General features: G+C 35.4%; 5 protein-coding genes. 4 read left to right on the forward strand and 1 reads right to left on the reverse strand.

What is annotated here, in order from left to right; genetic code table 11:
- Window positions 1–202: 202 nt before the first annotated feature.
- The 4 genes from gdhA to IEV77_RS03795 all read left to right on the forward strand — a co-directional run bounded on the left by gdhA (window position 203) and on the right by IEV77_RS03795 (window position 7,164).
- A complete protein-coding gene (gene gdhA, locus IEV77_RS03780; protein ID WP_188461983.1) occupies window positions 203–1,546 on the forward strand; it encodes an NADP-specific glutamate dehydrogenase in 1,344 nt (447 codons plus the stop codon).
- A 117-nt stretch (window positions 1,547–1,663) separates the two neighbouring features.
- A complete protein-coding gene (gene porZ, locus IEV77_RS03785; RefSeq protein ID WP_229736568.1) occupies window positions 1,664–4,012 on the forward strand; it encodes a type IX secretion system anionic LPS delivery protein PorZ in 2,349 nt (782 codons plus the stop codon).
- Complete coding sequence (gene recO / locus IEV77_RS03790; RefSeq protein ID WP_188461987.1) at window positions 4,012–4,734, forward strand: DNA repair protein RecO; 723 nt, start codon at window positions 4,012–4,014, stop codon at window positions 4,732–4,734. The genes porZ and recO overlap by 1 nt, the downstream gene beginning before the upstream one ends.
- Window positions 4,735–4,749: 15 nt before the next feature.
- Complete coding sequence (locus IEV77_RS03795) at window positions 4,750–7,164, forward strand: TonB-dependent receptor plug domain-containing protein (RefSeq protein WP_188461989.1); 2,415 nt, start codon at window positions 4,750–4,752, stop codon at window positions 7,162–7,164.
- 659 nt (window positions 7,165–7,823) lie between these two features.
- Here the strand turns inward: IEV77_RS03795 and IEV77_RS03800 are convergent.
- Window positions 7,824–14,240 carry a RemA C-terminal-like gliding motility protein gene (locus tag IEV77_RS03800; protein ID WP_188461991.1) on the reverse strand — a complete coding sequence of 2,139 codons (6,417 nt, stop codon included), beginning with the start codon at window positions 14,238–14,240 and terminating at the stop codon, window positions 7,824–7,826.
- Between the last annotated feature and the right edge of the window lie 119 nt (window positions 14,241–14,359).

Below are 14,359 nucleotides of genomic sequence, written 5' to 3' on the forward strand. Positions count from 1 at the left end.
ATATATAAAATATCGATGAACTACCAAATAAATCAGACAAAATGCAATTTATATGTGTTTTTCTACTTTTACGAGCTAAATCTAACAATTAATTAAATAATATACATTGTCAAAAATTAAAAAATAATAATTAATTTTTAAAGATAACGTATATTTGCTCAACAAATTAACAAAAATAGTCAACACCATTAAATTTAAACTAATGAAAAATAACATTGATGCGTTTTTACATCTAGTAAAGGAGAAAAATGGTCATGAGCCTGAGTTTTTGCAGGCGGTGCACGAAGTTGCAGAAACTGTAATTCCATTTATTGAAGAAAACCCTAAGTATCAGGATAAAATGTTATTGGAGCGCATGGTAGAACCAGAGCGCACTATAATATTTAGAGTAGCTTGGATAGACGATAAGGGGAATACACAAGTTAACAGAGGATTTAGAGTAGAGTTTAACTCCGCAATTGGACCTTATAAAGGCGGTTTGCGCTTTCATCCATCAGTAAACTTAAGTATTTTAAAGTTTTTAGGATTCGAGCAAGTATTTAAAAATTCATTGACAACTTTACCAATGGGTGGAGGAAAAGGAGGAAGTGATTTCGATCCTAAAGGAAAAAGCGATAACGAAGTGATGCGTTTTTGTCAATCGTTTATGACGGAATTATTTCGTCATATCGGACCTAACACAGACGTTCCAGCTGGAGACATTGGAGTTGGTGGTAGAGAAGTTGGATATATGTTTGGTCAATATAAAAGATTGAAAAACGAATTCACTGGTGTATTAACAGGTAAAGGAATGGCCTTTGGTGGTTCATTAATTAGACCTGAAGCAACAGGATATGGCTGTGTTTATTTTGCTAAAAATATGTTAGCAACCAAAAACGATTCACTTAAAGGAAAAACAGTTGTTATTTCTGGATCTGGAAATGTGGCGCAATACGCTTGCGAAAAAGCTACAGAACTTGGAGCAAAAGTAGTAACCCTATCTGATTCTTCAGGATACATTTACGACGCTGATGGCATTGATGCTGAAAAATTAGCCGTTGTTCAGGATATAAAAAATGTTAGAAGAGGAAGAATTAACGAGTATGTTAACCAATATCCTAAGGCAACTTTTCATGAAGGCCAAAGACCTTGGTCTATCTCTTGCGATGTGGCCATGCCATGTGCTACACAAAATGAACTAAATGCTGATGAAGCGCAAATGCTTATCAAAAATAAAGTTCAAGCGGTGGCAGAAGGTGCTAACATGCCAACAACACCAGAAGCTATTGAAGCATTTCAAAACGCTAAAGTGATGTTCGCTCCAGGGAAGGCATCGAATGCTGGAGGTGTTGCAACCTCTGGATTAGAAATGAGTCAAAATTCATTGAGATTAAATTGGACTCGCGAGGAAGTAGATGCCAAGTTAAAGCATATAATGGATGAGATTCATGAATCTTGTGTTGCTTACGGGACTGAAAAAGATGGATATATCGATTATGTTAAAGGCGCAAATATTGCAGGATTTGTAAAGGTGGCAGATGCCATGCTAGGACAAGGAGTGGTATAATTTTTTAGTACATAAAAATAAAAAGCTTCCAATTTGGAAGCTTTTTTTGTTCAAATTATATGTTTTTATTATAAAACTCGTTATATATAGATATATTTGAAATCATTAAAAGTGAGTATGAAAAAAAGAAATTTCTTAATATGTATTTTGCTGTTTCCAATGGCTCTCATGGCTCAGGATTATTCTGCGCTTTGGAAAGGCTATTTTTCGTATTTAAATATTATAGATGTCGCTCAAGGGAATGATAAAATATTCGTAGCATCCGACAATGCTATTTTTTCCTACGATATCAATTCTTTGGAATTGGAAACCTTAACAACTGTTAATGGCATTTCAGGGAATGAAATTTCAACCATTCATTATAGTGAAGCATACCAAATGCTGCTTATAGGATATACTAATGGGCTTATGGAAATTGCTTTGGATAATGAAGATAACATTTTAACCATTGTAGATATTTTAGATAAACCTACCATTCCGCCAAGTAATAAAGAGATTAACCACTTTGAAGAGTATAATCAATTCATTTATATCTCTACAGACTATGGAATCTCCGTTTACGATATGTCTCGCTTAGAATTTGGAGATACGTATTATATTGGAGCTGGAGGCGCGCAATTAATTGTGAATCAAACAACCGTTTCTGGAGAGTACATTTATGCCGCTTGTTTTGATAATGGAGGTCTTAAAAGAGCATTAGTAAACAATGGTAATTTAATAGATTTTCAGCAATGGCAGACAATTACTACAGGAAATATAGTTGGCGTAGCATCTACTTTAGAAGATAAAGTTTATACCATAAAAGACAACAGGAGTGTTTATAATGTGGTGGGTACTGCTACTACCTTAATTAGGACTTTTCCAGACCCTATCTTGGATTTTAGAAGTGTAGAGAATAACTTGCTTGTTACAACAGAAAACAACTCCTATTTATTTGATGGTGATTTTGTTGAAATTACCACTATCCCAGTACCTGCAGAATACCCTACTCAATTTACTGCAACAACTATGGATGAGGAATATGTATATATAGGAACAACAAATTATGGTGTTTTGAAAATAGCGTATTTAAATCAGACAGATATTACCGAAATTTATCCCGATGGTCCTTTAAGAAATGACCCCTTTGCAATTAAATCGGCTTCAAAGAACCTTTGGGTAACTTATGGAGATTATTCACAGACCTTTCTTCCTGGTCCAATTAGATCTTGGGGAGTTAGTCACCTTAAAGATGAAACATGGGTAAACATTCCTTATGATAGTGTTTTAGGTGCAAAAAATTTAAATAGAATTTCTGTAAACCCATTTAATACCCAACAAGCGTTTATTAGTTCTTTTGAAAGTGGCCTTTTGGAAGTAGATAATGATGTGCCAACTATTTTATTCAATGAGTCTAATAGCGGTTTAAAATCTCTGGTTGTTCCAACGGCTCCCAATTATAAAAGCATCAGAGTAAGTGCTTCTACGTTTGATACAAGTGGTGTTCTATGGACCATGACAGCTAGGGTTGCAAAACCTTTGGTTTCTTATGATCCTATCGCTGATCAATGGAATAGCTTTGATTTCACATCTTTAATCCCTGATGCCTTAAATGGAGAGTTTGGTTATAGTGATATTGCAATCGATAATAATGGAACCAAATGGATCGGCGGCTATAAAAATGGACTAATAGGTTACAACAATAATAACGGAGTAAAATTGAAAAATGTAAATTCCGAAGAACAAAACATGCCAACGTCATTTGTTACCTCTGTAGCTGTAGATAAAAGAGATCAAATTTGGATAGGTACAGTTAGTGGCTTAAGAGTTCTTTATAATCCAGCTGGATTTTTTACAGAGCCCAATGTAGAAGTGAGTTCTATTATTATTTTAGACGATGGTTTGCCACAAGAACTTTTATTTCAAACGTATGTGTCGGACATAGAGGTGGATGGATCAAACAATAAATGGATTGCAACAATAGGAGCTGGATTATACTATTTTTCTGCAGATGGACAAGAAACCATATATCATTTCACCAAGGATAATTCTCCTTTGCCATCAAATAATGTGGTAGCTGTATCTATAGATCAAGCTAATGGTGTTATTTATATAGCAACAGATAGAGGTTTGGTATCTTATGGTTCTGGTGGTTCGCAAACAGAAGTTACCCTAGAAAATGCCTTTGTTTATCCAAATCCGGTTAGGCCAGATTATAACATGATCGACAAAAAAATTAAAATAAAAGGGATTACAGAAAGCATGAATATTAAGATTACCGATATTGAAGGGAATCTTGTGGCCGAAGCTCAATCCAACACAAACCTGCGTTATCAAGGTTATAATCTCGAAATTGACGGCGGAACAGCCTATTGGAATGGAAAAAATCTTGGAAATAACACCGTTGCTTCTGGTGTGTATCTGGTTTTGTTGTCAGACCTAGAGTCTTACGAAACTAAGGTTGTAAAATTAATGATTGTGAGATAATGCTAATAACTACAAATGCCATTGTTTTATCTAAAATAAAATATAGGGATAACGATTTAATAGTAACATGTTATACTCAAAAAAATGGCCTAGTAAGTTACATTCTAAGAAATGTTTCAAATTCTAAAAAAGGGTATTCTAAAGCCGCTTACTTCCAGTTGTTATCTCAAATACAATTAGTTGCTTTACATAAAAACAATAGGTCCTTACAAGAAGTAAAGGAAGTCAAAATTCATTACATGTACCATAGTTTACAAACGCATGTAATAAAAAGTTCCATTGTTTTTTTTCTATCCGAAACCCTAACTAGTATTCTAAAAGAGGAGGAAGCAAACGATAATTTGTATAGCTACTTGGAATCAGCGCTCCAATGGTTAGATTCACAAGACGAATTTGCTAATTTTCATCTACTGTTTCTATTAAAACTTACTAAGCATTTAGGCTTTTATCCCGAAATGACTAATATTAACGAAACATGGTTTAATATGGCTGAAGGCGTGTTCGAGGAAAGTAAGACTAATGGCTATTCTGTTTCAGGTGAAAATATAGTTCTTCTAAAACACCTCTTAGGCATAAATTTTGATGAGTTAAATGCGGTTAAAATAAACGGAAATCAAAGGCAATCTTTTTTAAAAATGATGCTCTTGTATTTTGAGTTGCATTTAGAAGGTTTTAAAAAGCCCCAATCTATGCAGATTTTTAATCAAATTTTTAATTCATAAGATTAACTAACTAACATGAAATTATTTTTAGCATTAAGTCTAGGGCTTTGCTTTGCCCTAACCCTCCAAGCCCAGGAAATTAAAATTTTAGAAAAAGATTCCAGACTTCCCGTTCCGGGAGTTACAATTTACAATGAATCCCAAAGTATTGTAGTTATCTCAGATTTTGATGGGATGGCCTCTTTAAATTCTTTTTCAGATTCCGAAAGTATCTATTTTGAAGATTTACTTCATAAGAAATTAAAAACCGACAAAGTAACCATCATTTCTAATAACCACATCGTATTATTAGTAGCAAAAGTGGAAGGTCTGGACGAAATTGTCATCTCAGCATCCAAATTTGAGCAAAGCAAAAGAGACATTCCTCAAAAAATTGTAAGTATCGATGCTAAGGAGATTCAACTAATCAATCCACAAACCAGTGCCGATTTATTGCAAAGTACAGGGAATGTATATATTCAAAAAAGCCAACTTGGTGGTGGAAGTCCAATGATTAGAGGGTTTTCAACAAATAGATTGCTACTTACTGTGGATGGGGTAAGAATGAATAACGCCATTTTTAGAAGTGGAAATTTACAAAATGTCATATCTATAGATCCATTTATAGTTCAAAACACAGAAGTTACCTTAGGTGCAGGATCTGTGGTTTATGGAAGTGATGCCATTGGTGGAGTCATGAGTTTTTATACCAAGAAACCTCAAATATCCTATTCAGATGAGATGTATTTTAAAGCCAATGCGGCTGTAAGATATGCAACAGCAAACGAAGAAAAAACAGGGCATTTAGATCTAAATTTCGGATTGAAAAAATGGGCCTTCTTTTCAAGTATTTCTTATTCAGATTTTGACGATTTACGTATGGGAAGTCATGGTCCAGACGAATACCTTAGACCACAATATGTGGTAACAAATAATGGCGTTGACGAAACGGTAACGAACGAAAACCCTAAAATTCAAGTACCAACAGGCTTCGACCAATTAAGCTTAGCTCAAAAAGTTTCTTTCGAGCCTCAAGAGGATTTAAACTTCAATTTAGGACTACTTTATTCTACAACCTCAGATTATTCTAGATACGACCGTCTTATAAGATATAAAGATGATCATCTGCGTTCTGCCGAGTGGTATTATGGTCCGCAAGAATGGTTTATGGCTAATTTACAAATGATCAAACAGAATAGCGACTCCAAGTTTTTTAATGCCGTTCAGACAACCTTAGCTTATCAGAATTTTAAAGAAAGCAGACACGATAGAGACTATCAAGCTATTTTAAAATATAATACAGCAGAAGATGTAGACGCCTATTCCTTTAATGCCGATTTCGAAAAAATACTATCCCCGAAAACGGAATTATTTTATGGTTTAGAATATGTATTCAATAAAGTAGGTTCTTCTGGTGATATTCTAAATATTGAAACAGACCAAACAGAACCAACAATTTCAAGATATCCAGATGGTTCTACATGGCAATCTATGGCGGCTTATGCCAATGTCAAGTTTAAACCAAGTGAAAAGTTTATCTTACAGTCTGGTTTGCGATATAACTATATTTTAATGCATGCCGATTTCACCGAAAACAACGAATATCTAAACTTGCCCTTTACGGAAACCAATTTGAATTTTGGAGCCTTGACAGGTTCGGCAGGAGTAAGCTGGATTCCAAATGAGATCATGCAATGGCGATTTAATTTATCGACGGCCTTTAGAGCTCCAAACATAGACGATATAGGCAAGGTTTTCGATTCAGAACCGGGTTCTGTGGTGGTTCCTAATCCAGACCTAGAAGCTGAGTATGCTTATGGAGGAGACTTGGGTTTAACTTTTAATTTCAACGACGTAGTAGTTCTTGATTTAGCAACCTATTATACCTTTTTAGACAATGCCTTGGTTAGAAATGACTATGAGTTACATGGGGAAACCGAAATTATGTATGAAGGCGAATTAAGTAATGTTCAGGCCATGCAAAACGCTTCAGATACCAAGGTTTATGGTTTTGAAGTTGGATTACGAGTAAATATTTCTAAGCAATTTAAGGTAACCTCTCAGTATAATGTCTCTGGAGGATCCGAAGATGATAATGGAGAAACAATCCCAGCGAGACATGTAACGCCACAATTTGGAAACACCCACCTTGTCTGGCAAAAAAATAAGTTTCTGGTCGATGCTTTTGTGGACTATAATAGTGAATTAACATACTATCAATTAGCGCCGTCAGAACAAGAAAAAGATTATATCTACGCTATAGATGATAATGGAAACCCGTATTCTCCGTCTTGGTACACCTTAAATTTAAGAAGTCAATACCAAATTACAAAAGCGGCAACAGTTACTGTAAGTTTAGAAAATATTACAGACCAACGTTATAAAACCTACTCGTCTGGAATTGCTTCTCCTGGGAGAAATTTAATCATCTCTTTACTTTATAGCTTATAACAGATCTAATAAAATATTAAAAAGCCCCTACAATTAAGTTGTAGGGGCTTTTTAATGAGTTTAAATCAGGAATATCACACTAAGCCTAGCCTGTGTTGAGCTTATTAAAATCTCGAAGTTCTTGTCTCACTGAGCCTGTAGAACTGCTATAACACAAATCCTGTCACAAGTAATATAGGTCACACTAAGCTTAGCAAGTGTTGAACCTGTCGAAAACATCGAAGTGCATACGAAAATCTTTAGCCTGTCATTGCGAGAGAGGAACGAACGTGGCAATCTCATCCCTGCACGCTAAATATTCCAACACCTGATTATCCCTAACTTCAGAAAAGACAGAAACCAAACTACTTCCGTTTCATTGCCTTCTTAATTATCACACTGAGCCTAGCCTGTGTTGAGATTATCAAAATCTCGATATGTTGTCACACTGAGCCTGTCGAAGTGCTATCACACAAATCTTATAACATGTAATATAGGTCACCTTGAACTTAGCCTGTGTTGAGATTATCAAAATCTCGATATGTTGTCACACTGAGCCTGTCGAAGTGCAGACAAACATCATTAGTATGTCAATGCGAGAGAGGAACGAACGTAGCAATCTTATCCCTGCATGCTAAATATTCCAACACCTGACTATACCAAACACGAAACACCAAACACTACTTCCGTTTCACCGCTTTCTTACTTATCACCTGTCCATTAGTCAAACTAATTTTTGCAATATAAGTGGCCTGACTTAAATTAGAAAGATCATAAGTCTCAGAAGAACTACTTCCTTTTAACTTGTAGATCGTTCTTCCTAAAAGATCCATAATCTCAACAGATTTTATTTGGTATGGACTTGGAACCGTAAACTGAACCTCTCCATTTGAATGCTCTATAATTGTTACATTACTTGCAGAAACCTCTTCCTCATTAATAGATAGCGCAGAATCTCTAAAGACTATTTCAAAACGGCTGTTGAATTCTCCAATTTCGGAAGTGAAGGAGTAAGGTTGATTGGTTAAATTATGCATAAAGCCTAACAAGTTATCCCTTAAATAAATGGTTTGATTATCGGTTTCAAATAAACCATCAATATGTGCTATAGCTAAATGGTAGTTTCCTTGCTCCACAATCTTTACTCCTAATGGAATAGCATCTGTATCTATAAATGGTAACGCACGACCTTGAATTATAAATGGGTCATTGTTAATTATTGAATATAAATTTTGAGTTGATGCAACCGAAGTAATTGCATCATAAATGCGATCTCTTTCCATAGTTGCTCCTTCCACATAACCAACTAAAATTCTATTCGTTCCTTGTGTTTGGGAAACTAAATCTATCCATATTCTATGCCTTTCTGGTTCAAAAGTTCTATAAAACTGGTCGTTGTTATAAGCTTTGTCTCTCATAGAATTATTGAACGTTATGCTAGAACTTGCGGGAGATGTTTCAAGGAGATTAACCATAAAACTTTGTCCAGCCGCAATAAAAATATTTCCTGGAGCATTTCCTGCTCCTGTTTTATTGTAAGGAATATAATCCGTTGCTGTATAATTGGATCCAAAATTATCATAGAAAGGATCTACCGTAATGTTGGATGGTAAGTTTCCATGCGTCCAAATATTTACAAAACCATCTAAAACAGTATTACTAGAATGATTTAAAAAAGCAAAAACATCAATTGCAGATGGATACGGATTACCAATTAAATTCCATTGGTCATCAATATCGCCTGAAATAGTTCCGCGAAATACATCCACGTTAATCTCACCATTAAAAGGTTTGCCATTATTAAAGGTAGCGGTGATATTTGCATTTGTTGTACTATAAGAATTTGGCCCTCTTACTATATATCCAACACCTTTTTCCATAGTTTCACCTGAAGCAGTAACCCAGTTTCCTTGGGTTCCGAGTGGATTTAAGATGGTAGGATTCCAACGATAAATTCTATCTATTGGCGTTTCAGTTCCGTAAACATTGTTTACATCATAACCTTCTACAGGAGACGACCAATACACGTAATCCAATTTTCTAATACTCGCATTTCGTCTCATGGTTATTGGACCGCTATTAGTGTCGAACTCGTTTATTTGAATCAAACTGCCTGAATCCTCTATCGTTAAATTTCCGCCGGTAACAAATACACCTTCATCTACTGTTAATGCGTTATTCGAATTAATTGTTAGAGCGCTCGAAACCATGTTTAAATCTTCACCTATCAAAATATCAGTAGGATGCCCTAATGTTTTTATGGCTGTTCCAGATATAGTTAGGTTTTTGTATTCCGGAGTATAATCCGTAATGGTTTGAGCATCTCCCTTGTATTCTACGGTCGACTCATCTTCTAATGTAATAGTTGGGCTATTAGCGCTATCTATGGCTGTAGTATTGCTGCCATTAAATCCAGCAGGATTAAGAAGTTTAAATATAGCATAAGGTTTAACTGTAAAAGTTCCTCCAGTTTGAAAATGAATACCAGTTGTTAGCGAATTATTGGAAACATCAAAACCGCTTACTACAATGTTAGCATAATTAATTAAAGGAGACCCTATTCTTACAACTCCAGCACCACTAAAATTCGCAAACTCTATAGTGGTGTTTGGAGACAAACTATATGCACCACTAGTGTCTGGTTTTGTGCCTCCACCATCTGTAATATAACGGCTGTTATCTAACATAGTAAAAGAAGGATTATGGGTAGCTCCTAAAGATCTGTTCTCCACGTTCACAATTGCATTTTCTGAAATTATAATAGCATTACTTACACTGGTAGCACTACTAATGCCTTTATAGTTTGGTGTTGGTGGTATAGGTGGCGTTGTACTAAACGTATTGGTGCCACTAAATAATAAATTATAATAGGTTGGAGCTCCAGCTAAAATTTGAATAGCATTAGCTCCATTTAAATTAACCACGCCCCCAGTAAGGGAGTAGTTGCCATATCCGTTTAGTTGTGGCAAATAATTTCCAAGTGGGCTTGCAGTAATCGTGCTTATTCTGTATTCACCATCAGTCATTACCAAACGTCCTGTTCCATAAAAATCACCTGTATTACTTCCTATTACGATACCTTTTTGGATTTCTAGCTTACCGCCACTTGGATCTAGTGTTGTAGCATTTGCAATACCAATATTATTTGTTAGACTTAAGGTTTTTGTATTATCTAATAAGTTTACATAGACTAATTTCCCTGTAGAACCATTTGAAACTCCATCACCTGTTACTTGATTTTCTTTTCCTATATAATGGAAGCTAGCAGCTTGGCTAAAAGTTTTATTACTTACAGAAAGTTGCACATTTCCAGCATTGGCAGTAGTTTTTACTAAACCATCAAAATGTGTAATTTTCAAAATAGAACCTTGATCTGAATCAAAAGTATTTGAACCACTGCCACCATTACTTATTAGTAAAGGAGTGGAGCCATCTGCTGTCCAATTAAAGTTAAGTGTTCCACCGTTTTCTACAGTAAAAGTTGAGGAATTATTTAGTTTTAGGTTGTTATTTAATAATTGTACATCGGAATTATTTTTCACGTAGGTATTTATATTTCTGTAAGGCACAGCATCAGCGACATCAATATTTTGTAGTGCAGTTCCAGTGAATGCAATGCCACAATCTCCATCTGTACTTTGTATGGTTCCTTGGATTCCTATTAAATCACCTTCCAGATTAACCAGAACTGTTGCTGATCCTGAACTATTTTGGTTTAAATCGATAATACCACCATCTACAATTATATTTCCTTTTACTGTATGTATAAGATTACTAGAACCAACTGCACCAAACGAAAACTTATTTAGTTCTACAATAACGTTTCCTGCAATTTCAACATTTGCATTTACATTAGTAAGAAGCACGTTTTTTAGAAATGTATTATTGATAACCGTTAGATTATTACATAGCTTGTGAGTTCCTATTATACCAACTAGGTTTAAAGCCTTATCTTCATTGGCCGATGAAGGTGTGAAATTAATAAATAAATTTCCAAAATAATAACCTTCAGAATTTGGAGTAATATCGTTATCGCTATCAATTAAATCGTCTTCTCCATTAGTTGAATCATTATCATACTGTCTTATCTCAACCGTTGAGTTTGGTTCGAAGTTTTCAATACCATCAAATAAACCATCAGCATTGTTTAATGTACTAGAATTAATAATCAATGTACCTCCATTTTCAACTGTTAAAGTTCCAGTTGGATCGATATCTACAGCAGGGTCTGAAGCTATAAACTCACCGCCTTCTTTTATTAACAAACTCCCAAAAGTACTGTTGTGTGCATCATCAAAGGATGCGCCACTTTCTACAACCATAGTGGTGTATGGGGAGGGAGCAGCAAATGAAACTCTCGAAGTTATAGTGTGACGTATAATTAGTAATTCTGTAGTATTTGCTGCTGGAGTAGCAGGATTCCATCCAGCTCCTGTTAAACGTTCCCAAGTAGCAGTACCGCTTGGCCACGTTCCATTACTTGTAGTTCTATAAGTTCCTGTAGCAACATCTAAAATGTCAAAATTACTAGATGTACTAGTATTGCTAAATGCTAAACCTGTAGTTGTAGCAGTTAGGTTTATACCTGTTTGAGAGGTGTTAAACTGAACATTTGAAATTGCTAAATTTCCAGCCGTTAAAGTATAAGGCGAAAATGCCGTCATGCCAATTCCAGATGTTGTAAGGGCAATGCTTAAAGACTCATCTAAATCGATGTTTCCAAACACATCGTGAGCCGAAATATTGAAGGTGTTTAAATTTGTATTAACACTCGTGCTTCCCGGTTGTGTTGTGAATGCAATCCTGTCTGCAACAACTTCAATACGGTTTCTATTACCAGTTGTGCTTGATGTAGCACCTCCTGCATTTGGGGTTCCAAACACAGATCCAGATGTATTTGCGGTTGCAGAGCTTACAGTAAATTGTAATTGGTCGTTATCGGTTACAGTGGTTAAAAATGTAACTCGTAAAGATAATGAAGCGGTTCCGTTATCAGCTGCAGTGTATGATAATCCCGAAAAAGAAATAGTATTTCCTGCAACTGCGCCTGCGTTAGATATTAGCGCGTTTCCATTAAAAAGAGCGGCACTTCTAATATTAGCATTATTAACAACATTAAAAACAATGTCTGTTAATTCAGTTCCTAAAGCATCCGAATCATTCGTAGCACCTCCATCACGAATATCAAATTTAAAAACATCAATAGATTGACCTGTATTGGTAATGGTTGGTGCTTGATAAGCAGTATAGTTTATATTAGAATTATAAACAAATGTACTATTTACAATTATGTCTGATGCATTACTATTCGTTCCATTTCCTGTTATATTTATTACATAAGGATTTTCATCGGCATCGTTATTAGCAATACTAATGGTACCATTAAAAGCACCTAAAGCATTTGGGGTAAATCGAACGGTAAAAGTTGAAGTTCCAGAAGATCCCGAAACAGATGTAGAGCTCAATGCTGTTTGCAAACTAAACCCTGTACCATTAATTACTGGTGCATTTAAAGTTAAATCGGCATCACCAGTATTTTCAATAGTAAACTGAATATCTGTATTGGAGCTAACTAATCGGTTACCAAAATCGTAATTATCACTACCAATAGGAACAGTAGTAGTTGCGTAACTCGTAGAACCTTGTTTTAAATTCATTTCTGGTGCTGGAGTTGGCTCTCCACAAAAAACTGCTACATCATCAAAATAAAAACTTCCACCACTTCTAGCAGACATGAACCATCTAATATAATAATTTCCAGATAAATTTAAAGCGACTGAGGTTTGAGAATATGAATCTGTAACACTACCAGTATTTGAACCATTTGCAGAAATAGTAGAAGTATCCGTCCAGGGTCCTCCAATGTTATTAGAATATTGTATAATCACTGAAAAATTGGAGGTTGATCCTGAAGCTTTATTCCAAAAAGTTAGAGTAGATGGATTTGATATTACATCTGTTCTTATCCAATCATTATTAGAATTCATACCTGCTTTGTATGTTCCAGTATTTGCATCTCCTCCATTATAATACGAACTGTTATTAGCCCAACCACTTGGGTTATTCGTACCACCTTCAAATCCTTCGGTCATACATGGCCCAACATAAACATCCCATTGCGCATATAAAGTCACATTTGCTGCGAAACTATATGAAGCTCCATCTGCATATGTAGTTCCACTACCATCCGAAGCTGTGTTCCATTCATCAAAAGTATTGCCAGTGTAAGTGAAAGTGTTAGCGGTTAAATTGGTGGCAGCACAATTTATTTGTGGAGTCATTGTACCAGTACCACCATTATTATTAAATGTTACGGTATTTCCAGTAGGTGTCGTCCATTGTGCATATAAAGTGGTGTTTGCTGTAATAGTAAAAGTGTCGTTTAAAATATAAACTGAACCTGACCCATCTGCCACCGTATTCCATCCATCAAAAGTGCTACATGTTTTTGTTAAAGATCCTGTATTGCCTAAAACCGTAACTGTATCTCCTGAAGTATAAGGGCTACTAGAATCAGTTGGTACACTACCTCCTGTGCTACCATTCCCATTATATGTGACGGTTGGACCAGCCGGAGCTGCTAATTTATAAAGCTTTAACTTTACTTGATTTGAAGTATAAGCGGCAAAACGTGGTGAGCCATTATTCCATTGTAAAATTCTGGAAGGATCATTTACACTGGCTAATGACCATAAACCATCTGTGACCGTAGGTGTCCATCTTTCAGTATTAGCAACAGTCCCATTGTAAAAAATGGCATTATTGCCTGTAACACCGGATCTACCCCATGAAACATAACCTTCATTTGAATTGTAAATGGTGATAACTCCAGCAGATACAGTGACAGCAAAAACATTAGCAGCTGTATAGCCAGTAGTAATTGTAGCGCCTGGATTTGTGATGGAAGAAAATTCGATAAACGGAGTAGGTGATGCAGTATTTAACATCAAACCATCATTAGAAGTACCATCTCCAACAATTAGATAATTACCATCAGTAAGGTCGCCAATATTTGTAATTTGATTGTAAGTCTGCCCAAAACCAGACAAAACAAAGCAAAAGATTGCCATTAATACGAGGGAGTATTTTTTTATCATCAGAATATGTTTTAGGGCTTACAAAAAGAGTAAACAAGTAAATTTACAAAAAAAATCGAAAGATAAATTAGAGTCCTTAACTAGTTTATTAACAAATACATATGTGTGCTTTGTGCGTT

It is taken from the genome of Xanthomarina arctica (assembly GCF_014638915.1).
In the GTDB taxonomy this organism is placed as follows: Bacteria; Bacteroidota; Bacteroidia; order Flavobacteriales; family Flavobacteriaceae; genus Xanthomarina; species Xanthomarina arctica.